This window comes from Ensifer sp. M14, from assembly GCF_003355565.1.
Taxonomy (GTDB): Bacteria; Pseudomonadota; Alphaproteobacteria; order Rhizobiales; family Rhizobiaceae; genus Ensifer.
This window is the reverse complement of record NZ_QJNR01000004.1, coordinates 722718-742986: the sequence shown is the minus strand read 5'-3', so window position 1 is coordinate 742986 and position 20269 is coordinate 722718. Positions and strand designations below refer to the sequence as shown.

The 20269-nt window shown below is 62.3% G+C and carries 20 protein-coding genes; 7 read left to right on the top strand and 13 right to left on the bottom strand.

Annotated elements, in window-relative coordinates; genetic code table 11:
* Nucleotides 1-566: 566 nt before the first annotated feature.
* From BLJAPNOD_RS03620 to BLJAPNOD_RS03610, 3 genes are read right to left on the bottom strand one after another with little or no spacing between them, the layout of a single operon-like run.
* A complete protein-coding gene (locus BLJAPNOD_RS03620) occupies nucleotides 567-1292 on the bottom strand; it encodes a beta-ketoacyl-ACP reductase (protein ID WP_115418938.1) in 726 nt (241 codons plus the stop codon).
* A gap of 17 nt (nucleotides 1293-1309) precedes the next feature.
* Nucleotides 1310-1669 carry a hypothetical protein gene (locus tag BLJAPNOD_RS03615; protein ID WP_115418937.1) on the bottom strand — a complete coding sequence of 120 codons (360 nt, stop codon included), beginning with the start codon at nucleotides 1667-1669 and terminating at the stop codon, nucleotides 1310-1312.
* Nucleotides 1670-1682: 13 nt separating this feature from the next.
* Nucleotides 1683-2864 (bottom strand): acetyl-CoA C-acetyltransferase, encoded by a 1182-nt coding sequence (locus tag BLJAPNOD_RS03610; RefSeq protein WP_077500884.1) that lies wholly within the window; start codon nucleotides 2862-2864, stop codon nucleotides 1683-1685.
* Between the two features lie 224 nt (nucleotides 2865-3088).
* Here BLJAPNOD_RS03610 and phaR point away from each other — a divergent pair, with 224 nt between their 5' ends.
* Nucleotides 3089-3667, top strand: a complete 579-nt coding sequence (phaR, locus tag BLJAPNOD_RS03605; RefSeq protein ID WP_077500885.1) for a polyhydroxyalkanoate synthesis repressor PhaR — start codon at nucleotides 3089-3091, stop codon at nucleotides 3665-3667.
* 62 nt (nucleotides 3668-3729) lie between these two features.
* On the opposite strand, the gene BLJAPNOD_RS03600 is transcribed toward phaR, so the two are convergent.
* From BLJAPNOD_RS03600 to mtgA, 4 genes are all read right to left on the bottom strand, one after another.
* Nucleotides 3730-4122 carry a hypothetical protein gene (locus tag BLJAPNOD_RS03600; protein WP_115418936.1) on the bottom strand — a complete coding sequence of 131 codons (393 nt, stop codon included), beginning with the start codon at nucleotides 4120-4122 and terminating at the stop codon, nucleotides 3730-3732.
* 245 nt (nucleotides 4123-4367) lie between these two features.
* Entirely contained in the window at nucleotides 4368-4553 is a 186-nt protein-coding gene (rpmF, locus tag BLJAPNOD_RS03595) for a 50S ribosomal protein L32 (RefSeq protein WP_025425225.1), read from the bottom strand.
* 158 nt (nucleotides 4554-4711) lie between these two features.
* Nucleotides 4712-5359 carry a glutathione S-transferase family protein gene (locus BLJAPNOD_RS03590; RefSeq protein WP_115418935.1) on the bottom strand — a complete coding sequence of 216 codons (648 nt, stop codon included), beginning with the start codon at nucleotides 5357-5359 and terminating at the stop codon, nucleotides 4712-4714.
* Nucleotides 5360-5433: 74 nt separating this feature from the next.
* Nucleotides 5434-6180, bottom strand: coding sequence for a monofunctional biosynthetic peptidoglycan transglycosylase (mtgA, locus tag BLJAPNOD_RS03585; RefSeq protein WP_077500951.1), 747 nt, complete (start codon nucleotides 6178-6180; stop codon nucleotides 5434-5436).
* A 172-nt stretch (nucleotides 6181-6352) separates the two neighbouring features.
* Between mtgA and BLJAPNOD_RS03580 the strand changes: the two genes are divergently transcribed.
* From BLJAPNOD_RS03580 to BLJAPNOD_RS03570, 3 genes are all read left to right on the top strand, one after another.
* Entirely contained in the window at nucleotides 6353-7267 is a 915-nt protein-coding gene (locus tag BLJAPNOD_RS03580; RefSeq protein ID WP_115418933.1) for a polyprenyl synthetase family protein, read from the top strand.
* 3 nt (nucleotides 7268-7270) lie between these two features.
* Nucleotides 7271-8326 (top strand): histidinol-phosphate transaminase, encoded by a 1056-nt coding sequence (hisC, locus tag BLJAPNOD_RS03575; protein WP_115418932.1) that lies wholly within the window; start codon nucleotides 7271-7273, stop codon nucleotides 8324-8326.
* An 83-nt stretch (nucleotides 8327-8409) separates the two neighbouring features.
* Complete coding sequence (locus BLJAPNOD_RS03570) at nucleotides 8410-9051, top strand: LysE family translocator (protein WP_115418931.1); 642 nt, start codon at nucleotides 8410-8412, stop codon at nucleotides 9049-9051.
* A 58-nt stretch (nucleotides 9052-9109) separates the two neighbouring features.
* On the opposite strand, the gene ispG is transcribed toward BLJAPNOD_RS03570, so the two are convergent.
* From ispG to BLJAPNOD_RS03550, 4 genes are all read right to left on the bottom strand, one after another.
* Entirely contained in the window at nucleotides 9110-10363 is a 1254-nt protein-coding gene (gene ispG / locus BLJAPNOD_RS03565; RefSeq protein ID WP_115418930.1) for a flavodoxin-dependent (E)-4-hydroxy-3-methylbut-2-enyl-diphosphate synthase, read from the bottom strand.
* A 190-nt stretch (nucleotides 10364-10553) separates the two neighbouring features.
* Complete coding sequence (locus BLJAPNOD_RS03560; protein ID WP_199565884.1) at nucleotides 10554-11738, bottom strand: MFS transporter; 1185 nt, start codon at nucleotides 11736-11738, stop codon at nucleotides 10554-10556.
* 32 nt (nucleotides 11739-11770) lie between these two features.
* Nucleotides 11771-12157, bottom strand: a complete 387-nt coding sequence (locus tag BLJAPNOD_RS03555) for a VOC family protein (protein WP_115418928.1) — start codon at nucleotides 12155-12157, stop codon at nucleotides 11771-11773.
* The gene (locus BLJAPNOD_RS03550) at nucleotides 12154-12936 is read right to left on the bottom strand and encodes a DeoR/GlpR family DNA-binding transcription regulator (protein ID WP_115418927.1); all 783 of its coding nucleotides are present in this window, start codon (nucleotides 12934-12936) and stop codon (nucleotides 12154-12156) included. Before BLJAPNOD_RS03550 ends, BLJAPNOD_RS03555 begins: the two co-directional genes overlap by 4 nt.
* 272 nt (nucleotides 12937-13208) lie before the next feature.
* On the opposite strand from BLJAPNOD_RS03550, the gene BLJAPNOD_RS03545 reads away from it, so the two are divergent.
* From BLJAPNOD_RS03545 to BLJAPNOD_RS03535, 3 genes are all read left to right on the top strand, one after another.
* Nucleotides 13209-13982: an amino acid ABC transporter substrate-binding protein gene (locus BLJAPNOD_RS03545; protein WP_115418926.1), complete on the top strand. Its 774-nt coding sequence runs from the start codon at nucleotides 13209-13211 to the stop codon at nucleotides 13980-13982.
* Nucleotides 13983-14188: 206 nt separating this feature from the next.
* Nucleotides 14189-14869: an amino acid ABC transporter permease gene (locus tag BLJAPNOD_RS03540; RefSeq protein WP_077500952.1), complete on the top strand. Its 681-nt coding sequence runs from the start codon at nucleotides 14189-14191 to the stop codon at nucleotides 14867-14869.
* Nucleotides 14866-15627: an amino acid ABC transporter ATP-binding protein gene (locus tag BLJAPNOD_RS03535; RefSeq protein ID WP_115418925.1), complete on the top strand. Its 762-nt coding sequence runs from the start codon at nucleotides 14866-14868 to the stop codon at nucleotides 15625-15627. The genes BLJAPNOD_RS03540 and BLJAPNOD_RS03535 overlap by 4 nt, the downstream gene beginning before the upstream one ends.
* 104 nt (nucleotides 15628-15731) lie before the next feature.
* On the opposite strand, the gene pyc is transcribed toward BLJAPNOD_RS03535, so the two are convergent.
* Nucleotides 15732-19190, bottom strand: a complete 3459-nt coding sequence (gene pyc, locus BLJAPNOD_RS03530; protein ID WP_115418924.1) for a pyruvate carboxylase — start codon at nucleotides 19188-19190, stop codon at nucleotides 15732-15734.
* Between the two features lie 115 nt (nucleotides 19191-19305).
* A complete protein-coding gene (locus BLJAPNOD_RS03525) occupies nucleotides 19306-20046 on the bottom strand; it encodes an autoinducer binding domain-containing protein (protein ID WP_077500898.1) in 741 nt (246 codons plus the stop codon).
* Between the last annotated feature and the right edge of the window lie 223 nt (nucleotides 20047-20269).

Here is a 20269-nt window from a genome sequence, read left to right as displayed (position 1 = left end):
CGACGCTCGCCCGCACCACCATATCTGGACGGGCGAAATTAAGGTTCGGAACAGCCACGGAACGAATCGGCGACGAATCGCTGACTCCAGTCGATTCACTGTATGTTCACGGCTACATATAGATTTCAACTGCCAACGTCGCACCAGATGCTGAATCACCTCGCCAATAGGATGTGCCGAGCGTGTGGCAGGCGTTAATCTGTATTGCCGAAGCGTTAAGAGGGGCAAAGGATTCGGAATCCAAGACTCTGGAAAGTTTAGGAAATTTTAACTGAAGAATCCGACGCATTCATCGGATTCAGGGAATGGGAATCGCTGCGTTAACACATCGACCAAAGCCGGAACGAATCGGCGACGAATCGCTGACATCCCAGTGTTCGATTTTTGTTCTCCACAAGATATAGTATCCATGGCCAGGGCGAGCAACAGGCCAAGGACCGATTTTCTCCCGATCTCGGATGGAATTCCTGTGTGCCGTTAACCTTCCATCGTCGCATGCGGTAGCCGCTGAAAAACAAAACGGCGCCCTGTCGGAGCGCCGTCGAAACTGTGAGCGACCGTGCGGATCAGACGAAAAACTGACCGCCGTTGGCAGAGATCGTCGAACCCGTGATGAAACCGGCATCGTCGGATGCGAGGAAAACCACGCAGCGCGCGATCTCCTCCGGCTCGCCGAGGCGACCGACGGGGATCTGCGGAATGATCCGTTCGTTGAGGACCTTTTCCGGGATCGCCCGCACCATTTCCGTGCCGATGTAACCCGGGCAGATCGCGTTGACGGTGATGCCCTTGGCAGCGCCTTCCTGGGAGAGCGCCTTGGTAAAGCCGAGATCACCGGCCTTGGCGGCGGAATAGTTCGCCTGTCCCATCTGGCCCTTCTGGCCATTGATCGACGAAATGTTGATCACCCGCCCGAAGCTGCGGTCGCGCATGCCGGTCCAGACCGGGTGGGTCATATTGAACAGGCCGGTCAGGTTGGTGTTAATCACCTCGCCCCATTGTTCCGGCGTCATCTTGTGAAACATGGCGTCTCGGGTGATGCCGGCGTTGTTGACGAGCACCTCGACCGGTCCGAGGTCTCCTTCGACCTTCGCGATGCCCTCGACGCAGGACTGATAGTTGGAGACGTCCCATTTGTAGACCGGAATGCCGGTCTCCGCCTTGAAGGCCTCTGCCTTCTCGTCATTGCCGGCGTAGTTGGCAGCAACCTTGTATCCTGCAGTCTTTAGCGCGATGGAAATCGCAGCGCCAATGCCGCGTGACCCGCCCGTAACCAATGCTACCCTGCTCATGTTCGCCTCCCACGTGATTAATTCAGTTTATCAAAGGCCTTCTTCATCAATTTTTCGCCCAGGTGCTGACCGTAGATCTTCGCCGCGGCCTGAAACTGCGGATCGGCAAGCATGGACATTCCGACCTCGCACTTCGTCAGCGCGAGGTTCATCATGATGCTGCTCACCTGAACGATATGCGATTTGACGCTGTCGCTCTCGTCGTTGAGGGCAGCGACAATCAGGTTCTTGAAAACGGTTTCGTCATCGGCCGACGTGTGGTCCAGCATGCACTGGACCACCCTGGCCTGTTCGAACGGCGACGATGTCGCACGCGCATGCGCCGTCGAAGAAGCGACGAACAGGACTGACAGGATCAATCCGCTGACATGACGCATGAGGCCGGGCCGGTCAGAGGCGCTCGACGCACATGGCGACGCCCATACCGCCGCCGATGCACAGGGTCGCCAGCCCCTTGGAAACCCCGCGGCGCTTCATCTCGAACAGCAGCGTGTTGAGAACACGGGCGCCAGACGCGCCGATCGGGTGGCCGATCGCAATCGCACCACCGTTGACGTTGACGATCGACGGATCCCAGCCGAGGTCCTTGTTGACCGCGCAGGCCTGTGCCGCGAAGGCTTCGTTGGCTTCGACGAGCTCGACGTCGCCGATTGCCCAGCCGGCCTTCTCCAGCGCCTTGCGCGAAGCCGGGATCGGGCCCGTGCCCATCACCTGCGGATCGACGCCGGCCGTTGCCCAGGAAACGATGCGCGCGAGCGGCTTGATACCGCGCTTGGCGGCCTCGGCTTCGGTCATCAGCAGGGTGGCGGCGGCACCGTCGTTGAGGCCCGACGCGTTCGCGGCGGTCACCGTTCCTTCCTTGTCGAAAGCCGGGCGCAGCTTGGTCATCTGGTCGAGCGTGGCGCCATGACGGATGTATTCGTCCTGGTCGACGACCACGTCGCCCTTGCGGCCCTTGACCACGAAGGGAACGATCTCGTCGGCGAAGCGGCCGGCCTTCTGCGCGGCCTCGGCCTTGTTCTGCGAGGCGAGCGCGAACTGGTCCTGCTCTTCGCGGGTGAGCTGCCACTGGCGCGCGACATTCTCCGCGGTGATGCCCATGTGGTAGCCGTAGAAGGCATCCGTCAGGCCATCCTTGATCATCGTGTCGATCATCTTGAAGTCGCCCATCTTCACGCCACCACGCAGGTGCGAGCAGTGCGGCGCCATCGACATCGATTCCATGCCGCCGGCAATGATGATATCGGCATCGCCATTGGCAATCTGCTGCATGCCGAGTGCGACGGCGCGCAGGCCGGAGCCGCAAAGCTGGTTCATGCCCCAGGCGGTTTTTTCCGGCGGAATGCCCGCCTTCATCGCGGCCTGGCGGGCCGGGTTCTGGCCTTCGCCGGCCTGCAGCACCTGCCCGAGGATCACCTCGTCGACCTCGCTCGCCTCGACGCCGGCGCGTTCGAGCACCGCCTTGATGACGGCGGCGCCAAGCTCATGGGCCGGCGTGTTGCCGAAGGCGCCGTTGAAGGATCCGACGGCGGTGCGTGCCGCGCTGGCGATCACGATGGAGGGATTGCTCATGGGGACGTTTCCTCAGCTTTTCTTGGCGGGTCAGCCAGCAGACTGGCAAAGCGCGGAGCGCAAGTCAAACGCCTTGATGCACCGCCGCAAAACCGTCATGTCGCGCCGACTGTGAGATTTCGCACTTGCGTCGTCGCATCGCACAAAGACATTGTCAGGGGCGTTCGTTTGCGGATACTCTGAAAAGTAGAAAAAGACGGACCGCGGGTAATGAGGAGAGCCTGATGGCGAAGAACGACGGCCAGATCGTAATCAAGAAATATGCGAACCGGCGGCTCTACAACACCGGGACCAGCACCTACGTCACGCTCGACGACCTGGCAGTGATGGTGAAAAAGGGCGACGAATTTACCGTGCAGGACGCCAAATCAGGCGAAGACATCACCCATTCTGTCCTGACGCAGATCATCTTCGAGCAGGAATCCAAGACCGGCAACACGCTGCTGCCGATCTCCTTCCTGCGGCAGTTGATTTCGTTCTATGGCGACCAGATGCAGATGGTCGTACCGAGCTATCTCGAGCACTCCATGCAGGCCTTTACCGAGCAACAGGTGCAGATGCGCGAGCAGATCAACAAGGCCTTCGGCGACACGCCGCTTGGCAAGAACCTGCAGGCCCCGTTGCAACTGGTCGAAGAACAGGTTCGTCGCAACACCGAGATGTTCCATCAGGCGATGCAGATGTTTTCGCCGTTCATCGCTTCGCCTCCGGTCAAGGAAACCAAGAAGGCTGAAGCCAAGGATATTGACGAACTGAAGGAGCAATTGCGCGCCCTTCAGACCAAACTCGACAATCTCGGTTAAGCCAGTCGCGACAACGCCGCGATCCTCATAAGAGGCGCGGCGTGAACGCTCCTCAGTCCACTTCAAAGACCGATCGAGACATCCCGGCCGGCCGAGCGCATCGACACGGCGATGACGTCGATGAAGCTGATCGTCATCAGGATGAAGAAGATCTGGGTGGCCGCGGGCGCAACCAGCAGGAATTCGACCAGAAACGCGATGAACAGCACCATCGACAGCAGATGGTCCATCAGCGCCCGCGTGCCGGTCCGGGTCGCTTTCAGAATTTCAACGAAAAGCAGAAGCAGGGCCACGACGATCAGGAGGTCGCCGAAGCTCATGGCCCATGTGGCGCCGGAGAGCATCGACAGCGACATCACGCCGGCATCAAGCCCGGCCGTGCCGCCGAAGAGGCCGAGCATGGCAAGGTTGTAGATGGCAAACGGCAGGATCAGCAATGGAATGGCGGCAAGCATGGAAAAATGCGCTCCCTCTTCGATGCGTGATCGCCATGCGCCCCGTGACGCCCGAGATCACCAGCTCGCCTGCTGCAGCAGATCAACGTGCCACAGCGACCTTTGCCCGTCTGAACGGGCGCGCGGCGCTGCAGAACCAACCGGTATCGGTATAACCCAACCTCTCCGTCGAGACGGTGTCAGGCCCTGCAAAAGAAAAGGGCTGGCAAAGCCAGCCCTTTAACTCGGTCCGCCAATGTCAGCGCTTATGCGCTTTCCTTCGGGGTCAGAACCTGGCGACCACGGTACATGCCGGTCTTCAGGTCGATGTGGTGCGGGCGACGCAGTTCACCGGAGTTCTTGTCTTCGATGTAGGTCGGCGTCTTCAGGGCGTCGGCAGAACGGCGCATGCCACGCTTGGACGGGCTCGTTTTTCTTTTAGGTACAGCCATTTCATTCTCCACTTATCGGGCAAAACACTGTTCAGCAGCCGAAATGGCCGTATAAAACAGATGTTAATCACGGAAATTTGGCGCGCTTATACATGGCGAACTGCCGCTTGACCAGTCCCCGAGCGCAATTTTTCGACTCCTCGTCCGAGGAATTCGAATCAGACTTCGTCCTCGGCAACGATCCACGGTTCCGCTCGTGCGGCCGCTTCCCATTTCCGGAACGCCGGATGCGCCTTTATCCGTTCCATATACCCCAAAGTCGTAGGCTCGCTAACGAGATTGTAGACGTCGAACCGGTTAACCACAGGCGCGTACATTGCATCGACGGCCGTAAACGTCCCGAACAGGAACGGCCCGCCGGAGCGCGCAAGCGCCTCCGCCCAGATCGTTTCGATCCGCGCAACATCGGCGCGCACCTCATCGGAGACTGCGAGCGCCTGCTTCTTTCGGCGGATGTTCATCGGGCAGGCGCCGCGCAAGGCGCGAAAGCCGGAGAGCATCTCGCAGGCATAGCTGCGTGCCCGCGCTCGGTCCTGCTTGCCGGCCGGCCATAGTCCCGCTTCCGGAAAGAGTTCGGCGACATATTCGATGATCGCCAGCGATTCCCAGATCTTGACGCCGCCGTGTTCGAGCAGCGGCACGCGACCGGTCGGCGAAATTTCCCGCAGCTTGGGGTTTCCGGCAGCAAAATCGAACGGAATGACGATGTCTTCGAAGGCGATGCCGGCGGCTTCGAGCGCCAGCCACGGCCGCAGCGACCAGGACGAATAGTTCTTGTTGCCGACGTAAAGGACGAGCTTGTCCATGATTGGGCCTCCTGTGCTTTCTACCGCGACGTTTAAGCCACGGCGAACATCAGGACCAATGAATAGACGTCATCTCAATCATAAAGGCAGGTGATGTATTCGCCCGACCGGCTGGCCCGGCGCTCGATCAGCGATGCCAGGCGCTTCAGTCCGCGCCCCGGTTTGCCGGCGTTGCGCTCTCTAGGGTTGGGCAGCGACACTGCGAGCAGGGCCGCCTGGCGTCTCGAAAGCTTGGCGGCGGAAACACCGAAATGATGACGGGCAGCCGCTTCGATGCCGTAGATGCCATCGCCCCATTCGGCTACGTTCAGATAGATCTCCATCATTCGGCGCTTGCTCCAGACGAAGTCGGCGACGATCGCAAGCGGCAATTCCATCGCCTTGCGAACGAAGGAGCGGCCGTTCCAGAGAAACAGGTTCTTCACCGTCTGCATCGGGATGGTGCTGGCGCCGCGCGTCGATTCCCCCTCGAGCGCGTCTTCGACCACACCGCGCATCTGGCCCCAGTCGACGCCGTCGTGGATGCAGAACTGGCCATCCTCGGACATCATCACCGATTGCACCAGCACCGGTGCGATCTGGTCGAACTCGACCCACTGCCGATCGTAGCCGCGCAGCAGCACGAGGTCGCGCAGCATCAGCGTCGAGACCGGGCGAATGAAGTCGATGAGGTAGAGCGCAATCAGCGCGTAGGGCAGAAGCACGAGGCCGACAACGGCAAGAACGATGCGACGGCGGTGCTGGCGCCACGTCCGACGGAGGGACGACCAGCGACTGGCGGGCATATCGCCCTCCTCACGCGCCTCGGGAACGATGTCCACGGCCTGACTGTCCACCTCTCTGTCCATCCGTTTCTCTTAGTGCATGGGCTGGCAAAGTTGAACGGGCTTTCTGGCAAAAGGCAAGGCACTCACAGCTCTGTCCTCGACAAAGCGCACCGCCGCGACACGAAAGCCCGTTGAAAGCGGCTTTCGCGCATGTCAAAGAGCGCTCATGAGACAGGAAACAGCGACCTTCGAGACCCGACTGAAACACAACGCGCTTGCGATCGAGGCGCTGCTCGGACGCATGCTTGGCTTGAGCGTCGAACCCGACGAGATCGTTCGGCCGGAAAACCTGCTCGGAGCGATGCGTCATGGCGTGCTCAACGGCGGCAAGCGGCTGCGCCCATTTCTGGTAATCGAATGCGCCAACCTCTTGGGCGGAAGCTTCGATGCAGCGCTTCGTGTCGGTGCGGCGCTCGAATGCGTACATTGCTACTCGCTGGTTCATGACGACCTGCCGGCTATGGACGATGACGATATTCGTCGCGGCCAGCCGACCGTGCACAAGGCCTTCGACGAGGCGACCGCCATCCTTGCCGGCGACAGCCTGCTCACCTTCGCCTTCGACATCATCGCCTCACCGGAAACGCCGCTTGCCGATGCGCAGAAGGCCGCACTCGTTTTGGCGCTGGCGCGCGCTGCTGGTCATGGCGGCATGGCCGGCGGCCAGGCGCTCGACCTTGCGGCGGAAAAATCCGCGCCCGATGAAGCCGGCATCGTCATCCTGCAAACGATGAAGACGGGCGCGCTGCTGCGCTTTGCCTGCGAAGCGGGCGCGATCGTTGCGGGCGCTAGCGCCGTTGACCGTCAGCGCCTGCGCAGCTTCGGTGAAAAGATCGGCCTCGCCTTCCAGCTCGCCGACGACCTGCTCGACCTCACGGCCGACGCCGCGACCATGGGCAAGGCAACCGGCAAGGATGCCGCGCGCGGCAAGGGCACGCTCGTCGCGCTGCACGGACAGGCCTGGGCCGAGACCCGGCTGGAACAACTGGTGGCAGAGGCAGAGACGCTGCTCGAGCCCTATGGCGCGCGTTCGTCGATCCTTGCCGAAACTGCCCGCTTCATCGCCAATCGCAGGAATTGAACCGTGAGCAAATACTGGTCGCCCATCGTCTCGACGCTCAAGCCCTATGTTCCGGGCGAGCAGCCGCGCATCGCCAATCTCGTCAAGCTCAACACCAACGAGAGCCCGTACGGCCCGTCGGACAAGGTTCTGGGCGCCGTTACTGCGGCGGCCAACGCCGATCTCAGGCTCTACCCGGATCCACTGGCGCTTCGCCTGCGTGAAACGATCGCCGCCCGTCACGGGGTCACCGCCGGCGAGGTCTTCGTCGGCAATGGTTCGGACGAGGTTCTGGCCCACATCTTTGCCGGGCTTTTGAAGCACGATGCCCCGCTGCTCTACCCCGACATTTCCTACAGCTTCTATGCGACCTACGCCCGGCTGTTTGCGATTGACGCCGTCGAAGTGCCGCTCGACGGGCAATTCAACATCGATCTTGACGATTACGACAGGCCCTGCGGCGCCATCATCCTGCCGAACCCGAATGCGCCGACCGGCATCGGCCTGCCGCTTGCCGAAATCGAGCGGCTCGTTGCCGCCCATCCGGATCAGCCCGTTGTCATCGACGAAGCCTATATCGACTTCGGTGGCCAGTCGGCGATTGCGCTGGTGCCGAAATACGAGAACCTGCTGGTGGTCCAGACCTTCTCCAAGTCGCGCGCGCTTGCCGGCCTGCGCGTCGGCTTCGCCATCGGCCAGCGGCCGCTGATCGAGGCGCTGGAGCGGGTGAAGGACAGCTTCAACTCCTATCCGCTCGGCCGCCCTGCCCAGGCAGGAGCAATCGCTGCAATCGAGGACGAAGCCTGGTTCGAGACGACCCGTGAGAAGATCATCGCATCGCGCCAGCGCCTCACCGAACAACTGACCGAACGCGGCTTCGAAGTGCTGCCGTCTGAGGCGAACTTCGTTTTTGCCCGCCACCCCGGCCATTCCGGCGAGACGCTGATGCAGGCGCTGCGTGAGCGCGCCGTGCTGGTGCGCCATTTCGCCAAGCCGCGGATCTCCGATTTCCTGCGCATCACCATCGGCACCGATTCCGAATGCGCACGGCTGATCGAAGCGCTCGACGAGATCCTCTGAATCTTGTCACGGTCACATTTCGCAGTTTCGAAGCAGCGAACAACTGATCTAGCTTCCGGCGAACGAGCTGGAGCTTTTTTCGCATGTTCGACCCGACGCCCTATCTGCCGCAGCTTCTTGTCGCCTGGACAGCCTATCTGATCGCAACCGCGTCGCCCGGACCGGCGGTGCTGGCGATCATCACCACCTCGATCAGCCAGGGGCGCAAGTCCGGCCTGGCGCTTGCCTTCGGCGTGCTCTCGGGCAGCTACACCTGGGCGATGTTGACGGCATCCGGCCTGTCGGCGCTCATCAGCGCCTACGGACAGGCGCTGATCGTCCTGAAGATCGCCGGCGCCTGCTACCTGTTCTGGCTCGCCTACAACGCGCTGCGCGCCGCCATGCGCGGACACGCGCCACAGGCGGCATTGCCGGGTCAGCCACAGGCTTCGCTGAAGAAGCTCTACCTCAAGGGGCTCGGCATCCACCTCACCAACCCCAAGGCGATCTTCTCCTGGATCATGCTGGTCTCGCTCGGCATGCCCACCGGCGCGCCGACGGCCGTCACAGCCACCTTTATCGCCGGATGCATGCTGCTCGGTCTCGTGACCTTCTGCGGTTTTGCGCTCGTGTTTTCGCTGCCGCCAGTGCATCGCGGCTACCTCAAGTCGCGGCGGATCATCGAGAGCCTGATGGCGGGTTTCTTCGCCTTTGCCGGGTTCAAGCTGCTGACGACGCGGCTGTAGCGCAATTCCGGACGGAATGCGCCTCACACGTCTCTTGGCGTTGTTCTGACGAAAGCGCCTATTCGGCCGCGGCCTGGCCCTGACCGTAACGCTTCTCGATATAGTCGGAAACGAGCGTCTCGAAATCGCCGGCGATGTTGGGTCCGCGCAGCGTCATCGCCTTCTGGCCGTCGATGAAGACAGGTGCTGCCGGCATTTCGCCGGTGCCCGGCAGCGAGATGCCGATATCGGCATGCTTGCTTTCGCCGGGGCCGTTGACGATGCAGCCCATGACCGCGACCTTCAGGCCCTCGACGCCGGGATACTTCTCGCGCCAGACCGGCATGTTGCGGCGGATGTCGTCCTGGATCTTCTGGGCCAGTTCCTGAAACACCGTCGAGGTCGTGCGGCCGCATCCGGGACAGGCGGCAACGACCGGAATGAACTGGCGAAAGCCCATGACCTGCAGCAGCTCCTGCGCCACCTGCACCTCGCGGGTGCGGTCGCCGCCAGGCTCCGGCGTCAGCGAGATACGGATGGTGTCGCCGATGCCCTGCTGCATGAGAATGCCGAGCGAGGCCGAAGAGGCAACGATGCCCTTGGTGCCCATGCCGGCTTCGGTGAGGCCGAGATGCAGCGCATGGTCCGAGCGCGTCGACAGCATGGCATATACGGCGATCAGGTCCTGCACGCCCGAAACCTTGGCCGACAGAATGATGCGGTTGCGGGCAAGGCCGATATCTTCGGCAAGTTCGGCAGACAACAGCGCCGACTGCACGATCGTCTCGCGCGTCACCTCTTGGGCCGTCAGCGGAAAGCCGTTGGCCTTGTTCTCATCCATCAGCCGCGTCAAAAGCTCCTGGTCGAGCGAGCCCCAATTGACGCCGATGCGCACCGGCTTGTCGTAGCGGATCGCCATCTCGACGATCTCGGCGAACTGCTTGTCCTTCTTGTCCTTGAAACCGACATTTCCCGGGTTGATGCGGTACTTCGCCAGCGCCTCGGCGCAGGCAGGATGGTCGGCAAGCAGCTTGTGGCCGATATAGTGAAAGTCGCCGACGAGCGGCACGTCGAGGCCGAGGCGCTCAAGCCGGTCGCGGATCTTCGGCACGGCAGCAGCACTCTCGTCGCGGTCGACGGTGATACGCACCAGCTCGGAGCCGGCCTTGTGAAGCGCGGCGACCTGCGCCACCGTTCCGTCGATATCGGCGGTGTCGGTATTGGTCATTGACTGGACGACCACCGGCGCACCGCCGCCCACTATGACGCCGCCGACATCGACGGCGACGGACGCGCGGCGGGGCTGCGGATCAAAATCGAAGGCGGCAGACATGAAGGCCTCTTGGTCCCCCGGGTCACATCCCGTGCCCCGGTCTCGTCGTTTCAGCGCGGGATGCGGAGGGAAAATCCCATGGGTTTTCCCCGCTCCGCTCTCGCTTTTCGTCCATCAGGTGGATGAGGAAAGCATCGTTGTCAACGGCGACATCATGCCCTGACGGCGATTTGATGGCAGGCGCCCGGCCTCAATGCCCCTTTGCGTGGTCCGCGTGATGCGCATGATGCGACAGCAGGAGCACGACGATGAACAGCACCGGCACCGAGGCGAAGATGATCGCAAAGCCGGTATGCTCGGCGACGAAGCCAATCAGCGACGGTGCGAACAGCATGCCGGAGTAGCCCATGAAGGTTGCGACCGAGAGCCCGATGCCCGGCTGCAGGCCCGGCATGTTGCCGGCGGCCGAAAACGCGATCGGCACCATGTTGGAGATGCCGATGCCGGCAATCGCAAAACCAAGGATGGCGATGTAGGCATTCGGTGCGAGGCCCGCCAGCACCATGCCGACAAGCGCCGTGACCGTGCAGATGCGCAACGTGCGCTTGGCGCCGAAACGATCGCGCACATGGTCGCCGGCAAAGCGCATCGTCGCCATGGTCGCCGAGAAGGCGGCAAAGCCGAAGCCGGACAGTTCGACGGAGGCACCGAGTTCGTTGCGCAGGTAGAGCGCGCCCCAGTCGAGCACGGTTCCCTCCGGCACCATCGAAAACAGCGCCATGATGCCGATCAGCCAGGGAAGCGGCGTCATCGGCAGGCGCAGTTTCTCCTTGGTTGCCGCCGGATGCGGCTTGTCGGCGAGGATCATCGGCCAGGCAATTGCAATGACCACAAGCGAAAGCACAGTGACGACGAGGACGTGCGGCAGCACGCCGAAGCGCGCCATCAGGAAGCCGCCGATACCGGCGCCGATCAGGCCGCCGAGGCTCCAATAGGCATGGCAGGAGGACATGATGGCGCGGCGCATCGACTTTTCGACCTCGACCGCGTTGGCGTTCATCGCCACGTCCATCGCGCCGACGAAGCCGCCAAGCAGGAACATGCCGACGGCAGCCGCCCAGACATTCGGCAAAAGCGTCAAAAGCAGCAGCAGCGGCGACAAGAGGATGGCGGTGACCTTGACGACCTTCTGCGAACCGACCCGGGCGATGAAGCCGCCGGCAATCGGCATCAGCACTAGCGAGCCGATGCCGAACATCAGGATGAGAAGGCCGAGCACGCTTTCGCTGATATCAAGACGATCCTTGAATTCGGGAATCTTGGGAGCCCAGCTTCCCGTGACGAAACCGTTCATCAGGAACAGCAGCGAAACGGCAAGCCTGTTTCGGGTCATGTAACCCTGCCGAACGGCAGTGGAAGCGGAGCGTTGGTCCATGGATCTATGCCTCTATGCCGGAAGCCGCCGGCTCAAATGGTGATTTCGATCAGATTGCCGTCGGGGTCGCGAAGCACGGCCTCATAGAAGCCGTCTCCGGTCCACCGCGCCGGCGCTACCAGAATGCCCTCGGCGACCGCCCGGGCCGCCATCGCATCGACGGCCGCTTCGCTGCCGAGCGACAGGGCGACATGGGCAAAGCCTACACGTTCGACGCCTTCGGGATCGGCCGGAGCCACCCAGGGTCCTTCCATGATTTCGATCGCCGGCCCGTTGCCCAGGGTCAGGAAGCGGGAACGAAATCCCGGGCGGCGCCGGCTTTCGTATACCTCGCCGACGTCGGCGCCCAGAAAGCTCGACCAGAAAGCTGCAACAGCCTCCAGATCCTTCGTCCAAAGAGCCACATGGGCGATGCTCATCGTTCGCTTCCTTCAGCCATGATCACGGTCGTCCCCGCTGCCTTGAAGGCGGCGACGTAAGGCGCCGGTGCATCGGCCTCCAGCACCAGCGTCGTCACGTCGTCGATTCCAACGACCGCATGGGATGCGGCCGTGCCGAGCTTGTCGTTGGTAACGGCGACGAGCAGGGCGCGGCTGCGGGACGCCACCAATCGCTTGAACTCGGCGTCCTCAAAATAGATCGCCGTCAGGCCGGCATCGGCATCGGCGCCGCAGGTGCCGAGAATGCAGAGGTCGGGTCGAAGCTGCTCGATATCGCGCTGCGCACGCGCGCCGACGGCCGCGCCGACGGCGCGGTTGAGCGGGCCGCCGACAAGGATCAGGTCGATGCCCGGCTTCTCCATCAGGGCGGCGGCAATCAATGGCGTGTTGGTAACGATGGTCGCCTTCCGGTCCGGCGCGATCAGCTGGGCAATCGCCAGATTGGCCGAGCCGGCGTCGAGGAACACCGTGCTCCCGGGTACGATGAAGCCGACCGACGCGCGGGCAAGCGCTGCCTTGCGCTCCGGCGCCATCGCCACGCGCTGGCTGAGGGGCAGCGAACTCGGCGCAAGCGGCAGCGCGCCGCCGTAGACCCGTTCGCACAGGCCCGCTGCCGCCATTTCCCGCAGGTCGCGCCGGATCGTATCCTCGGAGACCCGGAACTCGGCGGCAAGGTCGGCTGCAAGCACCCGGCCGTCAACCTTCAGCCGTTCCTGGATGATTGTCTTTCGTTCGCGAAGAAGCAGGTCTGTCGACATTTCGCCAATCGTGCATAAACGTGCATGAATCGATGGAAATGTGCATAGCGAATTTTGAAAGCGATTTCAACTGCGCTCGCGCGACAAAATCGAAAACGGCCAGATTTGGCGACAGGCGCGCATTTTGGATGAAAATTCTCCCGATCCGGGGAAAAATCTTCATCAAAATGCTCAGGAATTGGAGTTTTATGCGCTCAAGTACCGGTTTTTTTGTGCGATTCTCCCCTCAATCCGGACGACGGGCCGGAACATGTGAAAGATGGAAAGACACGATGAAACTCCTCCCCACGCTCTTTACCGCCGCCCTCCTGCAGGTTGCCGCTTTCGTGCCCGCGCAGGCCGGTGAGAACCTCGACCAGATCAAATCCGCTGGCGTGCTGAAGATCGGCACCGAGGGCACCTATGCGCCCTTCACCTACCACGACAAGTCAGGCGCGCTCGTCGGCTTCGACGTCGAGATCGGCCAGGCTGTTGCCAAGAAGCTGGGCGTCAAGGCCGAGTTCCTGGAAGGCAAGTGGGACGGCCTGATCGCCGGCCTCGACGCCAACCGGTACGACACGGTCATCAACCAGGTCGGCATCACCGAGGAGCGCAAGAAGAAGTATGACTTCTCCGAGCCCTACATCGCCTCCAAGGCCGTGCTGATCGTCAAGGGCGACGATGCCGAGATCAAGGACTTTGCCGACCTCAAGGGCAAGAAGTCAGCCCAGTCGCTGACGAGCAACTTCGGCAAGCTGGCTGAGGCTTCCGGCGCTGAACTCGTCGGTACCGACGGCTTCGACCAGTCGATCCAGCTGGTTCTGACCGGCCGCGCCGACGCCACCATCAACGACAGCCTCTCCTTCCTCGACTTCAAGAAGCAGAAGCCGGATGCCAACGTGAAGATCGCCGCCGAGAAGGCCGACGCCGACTATTCCGGCATCATCATCCGCAAGGATGAACCGGAACTGCTCGAAGCCATCAACAAGGCGCTGGTCGACATCAAGGCAGACGGCACCTACGAGAAGATCTCGCAGAAGTACTTCGGCGCCGACGTCTCGAAGTAACATCCGTTGGAGATCAAGGCCGGTTTACACCCAGCCTTTCTCGTAACAGCGCCCCGTCGGTCATGATGCGCAAGGGACGCTGAAAGATCTCAAACACGCTGCATGGCCGCGCTTCAAACCGATTTCGATTTAAGGTGTCATGCAGTATGAAAAACGATCCGTTTCGGTCCCCGGAGCGGATCGCGCTTTTTCGAAAGGCCTGTCCCTTGCCCACCTGGCTCCAACTCATGCTGGATTCGCTGCCGTCCCTGCTGTGGGCCGGGCTGACATTCACCATCCCGCTGACGCTGCTTTCGTTCATTCTCGGGCTGACGCTCGGCCTGGCAACGGCCATCGCCCGCCTGTTCGGCCCGGCGCCCGTGGTTGCCGTTGCACGGTTCTATGTCTGGGTCATCCGCGGCACGCCGCTGCTGGTCCAGCTCTTCGTGATCTTCTACGGCCTGCCGAGCATGGGCATCCTGCTCGACGCCTTCCCGGCGGCGCTGATCGGCTTCACGCTCAATGTCGGCGCCTATACCTCGGAGATCATCCGCGCGGTGATTTCGTCGGTGCCGCGCGGGCAGTGGGAAGCGGCCTACTCCATCGGCATGAGCTGGAGCCAGGCGATGCGACGCACGATCCTGCCGCAGGCAGCGCGCGTCGCCGTGCCGCCTTTGTCGAACACCTTCATCTCGCTGGTGAAGGATACGTCGCTGGCGGCCGCAATCACCGTTCCCGAGCTTTTCCAGACGGCGCAGCGCATCGTCGCCACCACCTATGAGCCGCTGATCCTCTATATCGAAGCGGCCCTCATCTATCTCGCCATGAGCTCGGTTCTGTCAGCCCTGCAGGTGCGGCTGGAGCGCCGGTTCGCCCGCTATGGCGGCTTTCTGGAGGCGCGGACATGATCGAGCTTTCCCACATCGAAAAACGCTTCGGCGACAACCTCGTGCTGAAGGACATTTCCGTCACGCTGGCCGAAGGCACGGTGACGGCTCTGGTCGGCCCCTCCGGCGGCGGCAAGAGCACGCTTTTGCGCTGCATCAACCTGCTGGAGATCCCGACATCAGGTTCGATCCGGCTCGGCGACGACAAGCTCGACTTTCAGCCCGGGCGTAAAACCGGCTGGCAGGCGATCCAGCGCCTGCGCCGCCAGACCGGCATGGTGTTCCAGAACTTCCAGCTTTTCCCGCACCAGACCGCACTCGGCAATGTCATGGAAGGCCTTGTCACCGTGTTGAAATGGCCAGCCGACAAGGCGCGCGCCCGCGCCATGGAACTGCTCGAAAAGGTCGGCATGGCCCAAAAGGCCGATGCCTGGCCGGCAACGCTTTCCGGCGGCCAGCAGCAACGCGTGGCGATCGCCCGCGCGCTGGCGCCCTCCCCGCGGGTCCTTCTCTGCGACGAGCCGACCTCGGCGCTCGATCCGGAACTGGCGGAGGAAGTGGTCGAGGTGCTGAGCCGGCTTGCCCGCGAAGGCACGACCATGGTGATGGCGACCCATGACCTCCGGCTCGCCTCGCGCGTCGCCGACAAGGTGGTCTTCCTCGACGGCGGCGTGATCGTCGAAAGCGGCGCTCCGAAGACGATCTTCTCGACGCCCGAACGCGAGCGCACCAAGAAGTTCATCGCCTCACTGAGCGCGCCGCACAGCTACGATATCTGAGCTGCGCCTCAGGGGGCATGGTGGACGGAGGGCGAGTTCCCTTCCGCACATAAAAAACGGCCGGACTCGCGCCCGGCCGTACTTGTCTTGTCTCGCCGAAAGCCTCAGCCGCCAAAAACGATCAGCAGGTCCTTGGCATCGATCTGGTCGCCGGCACGCACCAGAACTTCGGCGACCGTGCCGTCCTTCTCCGCATGCAGCGCAGTTTCCATCTTCATCGCCTCGATCGACAAGAGCACGTCGCCGGCCTTGACCGCCTGGCCCGCATGGACCGCGACCGTCGAGATCACGCCCGGCATCGGCGCGCCGAGCTGCGTGGCGCTGCCGGCCTCCGCCTTGCGGCGGATGGCGCTGGAGGCACCGCGGTTGCGATCGGGAACCTTGATCGGACGTGGCTGGCCGTTGAGTTCGAAGAACACCTTGACCATGCCCTTCTCGTCGATCTCGCCCTGGGTCTGGTTGAGGATGACGAGCGTCTTGCCCTTTTCGAGGTCGGCGAACAGTTCCTCGCCCGGCGCCATGCCGTAGAAATAGGCCGGCGTCGGCAGCACGCTGACCGGGCCATAGGTCTCGGCTGCCAGCGCATAATCGGTGAAGACCTTGGGATACATCAGATAGGAGGCGAACTCGTAGTCGTTGACTTCGCGCTCGAGCTTTTCTTCGATGACTTTACGCTCCGCATCGAGGTCGGCGGCTTCGAGCAGCGAACCGGGGCGGACCACATAGGCCTTCTCACCCTTCAGCGCCTTCTTCTGCAGGCCTTCCGGCCAGCCGCCCGGAGGCTGGCCGAGATCGCCCTTCAGCATAGACACAACCGATTCCGGGAAGGCGATGTCCTTGGCCGGGTTCTCGACATCGGCAACGGTCAGGTCCTGGCTGACCATCATCAGCGCCATGTCGCCGACCACCTTCGAGGACGGCGTCACCTTGACGATGTCGCCGAACATCTGGTTGGCGTCGGCATAGGCCTGCGCCACCTCGTGCCAGCGGGTCTCGAGACCAAGCGAGCGGGCCTGCTCCTTGAGGTTGGTGAACTGGCCGCCCGGCATTTCGTGCAGGTAGACTTCCGACGCCGGTCCCTTGAGGTCGCTCTCGAAGGCGGCGTACTGGTGACGCACCGCTTCCCAGTAGAAGGAAATACGGCGGATCCATTCGGGATCGAGACCCGGATCGCGCTCGGAGCCGCGAAGCGCCTCGACGATCGAGCCGAGGCACGGCTGCGAGGTGTTGCCGGAAAGCGAATCCATCGCCGCGTCGACGACGTCGACGCCGGCATCGACGGCCGCCAGCACGGTGGCAGCGGCGATACCCGATGTGTCGTGGGTGTGGAAGTGGATCGGCAGATCGGTCGCTTCACGCAGCGCCTTGAACAGCACGCGAGCTGCAGCCGGCTTCAACAGGCCGGCCATGTCCTTGACCGCGATGATGTGCGCACCGGCCTTTTCCAGCTCGGCGGCAAGCGCCGTATAGTATTTGAGGTCGTATTTCGGCCGCGCGGCATTGAGGATATCGCCGGTATAGCAGATCGCCGCTTCGCAGATCTTGTTCTCTTCGGCGACCGCTTCCATCGACACGCGCATGTTGTCGACCCAGTTGAGGCAGTCGAAGACGCGGAAGACGTCGATGCCGCCCCGTGCAGCCTGGCGCACAAAGTATTTGACGACGTTATCAGGGTAGTTCTTGTAGCCGACGCCGTTGGCGCCGCGCAGAAGCATCTGCAAAAGCAGGTTCGGCGCGTCCTCGCGGATGCGCGCCAGCCGGTCCCACGGATCTTCGGTAAGGAAGCGCATCGAAACGTCGAAGGTCGCCCCACCCCAGCACTCGAGCGAGAACAGGTTGGGCAGCGCCCGCGCATAGGTGCCGGCAACACGGGCGATATCGTAGGTGCGCATGCGGGTGGCGAGCAGCGACTGATGGCCGTCACGCATCGTCGTGTCGGTGACGAGCACTTGGCGCTGCGCCCTCACCCATTCGGCGAATTTCTTCGGGCCGAGCTCGTCGAGCTTCTGCTTGGTGCCCGGCTTGATCTCGCCGCCGATGAACGGAACGACCGGGGCTGCGATCTCGTCGGATGGGCGCGGACGACCCTTGGCTTCGGGGTGACCGTTGACGGTGACGTCGGCCAGATAGGTGAGCAGCTTGGTCGCGCGATCCTGACGGCGCACCTGCTGGAACAGCTCCGGCGTCGTGTCGATGAAGCGCGTGGTGTAGGTGTTATCCTGGAACTTCGGGTGGCTGATGATCGCTTCGAGGAAGGTCAGGTTCGTCGCCACACCGCGGATTCGGAATTCGCGCAGCGCCCGGATCATGCGCTGGATCGCCTCATCGGGGTTCGGCGCCCAGGCCGTCACTTTTTCGAGCAGCGGATCGTAGTAACGGGTGATGACCGCGCCCGAATAGGCCGTGCCGCCATCAAGGCGGATGCCAAAACCGGTGGCGCCGCGATAGGCGGTGATGCGACCATAGTCCGGAATGAAGTTCTGCTCGGGATCTTCGGTGGTGATGCGGCACTGCAGCGCGTGGCCGTTGAGGCGGATGTTTTCCTGCGAGGGAACGCCCGATTCCGGCGTGCCGATCGCATAACCGTCGAGGATGTGGATCTGCGCCTTGACGATGTCGATGCCGGTGACGACCTCGGTGACCGTGTGCTCGACCTGGATGCGCGGGTTGACCTCGATGAAGTAGAATTTGCCGCTGTCGGCATCCATCAGATATTCGACCGTGCCGGCGCCGATATAGTTCGTCGCCTCGGCAATGCGCTTCGAATAGGCGGCAAGCTCCTCGCGCTGGCTGGCGCTGAGGTAAGGGGCCGGCGCCCGTTCGACGACCTTCTGGTTGCGCCGCTGGATGGAGCAGTCACGCTCGAACAGATGCACGACGTTGCCGTGTGTATCGCCAAGCACCTGGCTTTCGACGTGGCGAGCACGCTCAAGCAGCTTTTCCAGATAGACTTCATCCTTGCCGAAGGCGGCCTTCGCTTCGCGCTTGGCTTCCGTCACCTCGCGGGCGAGATCCTTGGGGTCGCGGATGGCGCGCATGCCGCGCCCGCCGCCGCCCCAGGAGGCTTTGAGCATCACGGGATAGCCGATCGCCTCGGCCATCTTCGCCACTTCCGCCATGTCGTCGGGAAGCGGCTCCGTCGCCGGCACCACCGGTACGCCGATCGAGATCGCCAGATTGCGGGCGGCAACCTTGTTGCCGAGCTGGCGCATCGTTTCGGCCTTGGGGCCGATGAAGGTGATACCCGCCTCCGCACAGGCCTCGGCGAACTCGGGGCTTTCCGACAGGAGGCCGTAGCCGGGATGGATGGCGTCGGCGCCGGAAAGCTTGGCGACGCGGATCACTTCCTCGATAGACAGGTAACTTTCGATCGGGCCGAGGTCGCGCGCCAGATGCGGGCCGCGGCCGACTTGATAACTTTCGTCCGCCTTGAAGCGGTGCAGCGCCAGTTTGTCCTCTTCAGCCCATATCGCGACCGTTTTCAGACCTAGTTCATTGGCCGCGCGAAACACGCGGATTGCAATTTCAGAACGGTTGGCAACAAGGATCTTAGAGATGGGCAAGTCGGACTCCTCAAGACTTGAAACGCGGGAAATGCTGCACCCGCGAAGTAAAGTATTAGCGGGTCGCAGAATGAAGCGCAATTTCAGAGTCGAGCAGAAATCCGAGAGAATTGGATCAGGAAATCAACCCCAGCCGGAAGGCAATCGCCACGACGTGGTGACGGTTCTTGCCCTTCAGTTTCTCCTGGATGCCATTCATGTACCAGTCGACCGTGTGACTGGAGATGTCGAGCACCTTGCTGATGTCGTTCGAGGTCATGCCATCGGCGAGATAGTTGAGCGCTTCCATTTCGCGTCGCGTCATCTGTACTTCGACGCGGGATGCCAGCTCGGCTGAAATCTCCGGGTCGGTCAGTTCGAGTAGCTTCCAGAACAGGCGCTTGGCAATCTGGTCGAACAGGCTGATCTCGATCGGGCTCAAGTCGACGACGCGACCGCCGACCGTCAGATTGCCGAGCAGGCCACGGCGGCCGTGCACCGGGAAGATGTAACCATCGTGAAGGCCATGGTTGCGGCCCTCGATCATCATGCTTTCCATGCGCTTGCGATGCGGATCGGAGCGGAAGGCAAACAGCGTGTCGCGCCAGCGGAAACCGCGCTGGGCGTGGCCAAGGTAGCGGATGGTCGGATCGATCACCACATACTTCTTGCGGATGTAGATCTGCGGCCAGCCTTCCGGCCAGCGACCGGCAAGCAGCAGCCTCAGCGGATTTTCGTGAGGCTTCGGCTGCCTGACGACCCCATAGAAGTCGAAGCCGCAGCGGTCGAGCAACCGTTCGAATTCCGGCACGATTTCTTCGCGCGTCTTCATCTCTTCGATCAGCGCGAGAAATTGCACGAGCAGCGTGATATTCATGGATCACCTTCCAGGTAGAACAGGCGTGCGGGGCCCGAAAGCCGGACATGAATGAACCGTTCAGGGGCCATTCATGTTGCACCCGCGATAATTCGACATACCATGCCCGGTCTTGTGCGAAAATCGCAAGAAATCGGAATTGGGCGGAAAAGATAGCAAACTATGAATGCCCGCACCAAGCCCACTGATGGGCAAACGGGCTTCAGCCGTCAAGACCGTCTCA

Excerpts from the sequence above, each read along its gene's own strand:
- BLJAPNOD_RS03620 (WP_115418938.1), bottom strand. The coding sequence starts at position 1,292 with ATGAGCAGGGTAGCATTGGTTACGGGCGGGTCACGCGGCATTGGCGCT.
- BLJAPNOD_RS03615 (WP_115418937.1), bottom strand. The coding sequence starts at position 1,669 with ATGCGTCATGTCAGCGGATTGATCCTGTCAGTCCTGTTCGTCGCTTCT.
- BLJAPNOD_RS03610 (WP_077500884.1), bottom strand. The coding sequence starts at position 2,864 with ATGAGCAATCCCTCCATCGTGATCGCCAGCGCGGCACGCACCGCCGTC.
- phaR (WP_077500885.1), top strand. The coding sequence starts at position 3,089 with ATGGCGAAGAACGACGGCCAGATCGTAATCAAGAAATATGCGAACCGG.
- BLJAPNOD_RS03600 (WP_115418936.1), bottom strand. The coding sequence starts at position 4,122 with ATGCTTGCCGCCATTCCATTGCTGATCCTGCCGTTTGCCATCTACAAC.
- rpmF (WP_025425225.1), bottom strand. The coding sequence starts at position 4,553 with ATGGCTGTACCTAAAAGAAAAACGAGCCCGTCCAAGCGTGGCATGCGC.
- BLJAPNOD_RS03590 (WP_115418935.1), bottom strand. The coding sequence starts at position 5,359 with ATGGACAAGCTCGTCCTTTACGTCGGCAACAAGAACTATTCGTCCTGG.
- BLJAPNOD_RS03580 (WP_115418933.1), top strand. The coding sequence starts at position 6,353 with ATGAGACAGGAAACAGCGACCTTCGAGACCCGACTGAAACACAACGCG.
- BLJAPNOD_RS03570 (WP_115418931.1), top strand. The coding sequence starts at position 8,410 with ATGTTCGACCCGACGCCCTATCTGCCGCAGCTTCTTGTCGCCTGGACA.
- ispG (WP_115418930.1), bottom strand. The coding sequence starts at position 10,363 with ATGTCTGCCGCCTTCGATTTTGATCCGCAGCCCCGCCGCGCGTCCGTC.
- BLJAPNOD_RS03560 (WP_199565884.1), bottom strand. The coding sequence starts at position 11,738 with ATGGACCAACGCTCCGCTTCCACTGCCGTTCGGCAGGGTTACATGACC.
- BLJAPNOD_RS03555 (WP_115418928.1), bottom strand. The coding sequence starts at position 12,157 with ATGAGCATCGCCCATGTGGCTCTTTGGACGAAGGATCTGGAGGCTGTT.
- BLJAPNOD_RS03550 (WP_115418927.1), bottom strand. The coding sequence starts at position 12,936 with ATGTCGACAGACCTGCTTCTTCGCGAACGAAAGACAATCATCCAGGAA.
- BLJAPNOD_RS03545 (WP_115418926.1), top strand. The coding sequence starts at position 13,209 with ATGAAACTCCTCCCCACGCTCTTTACCGCCGCCCTCCTGCAGGTTGCC.
- BLJAPNOD_RS03535 (WP_115418925.1), top strand. The coding sequence starts at position 14,866 with ATGATCGAGCTTTCCCACATCGAAAAACGCTTCGGCGACAACCTCGTG.
- BLJAPNOD_RS03525 (WP_077500898.1), bottom strand. The coding sequence starts at position 20,046 with ATGAATATCACGCTGCTCGTGCAATTTCTCGCGCTGATCGAAGAGATG.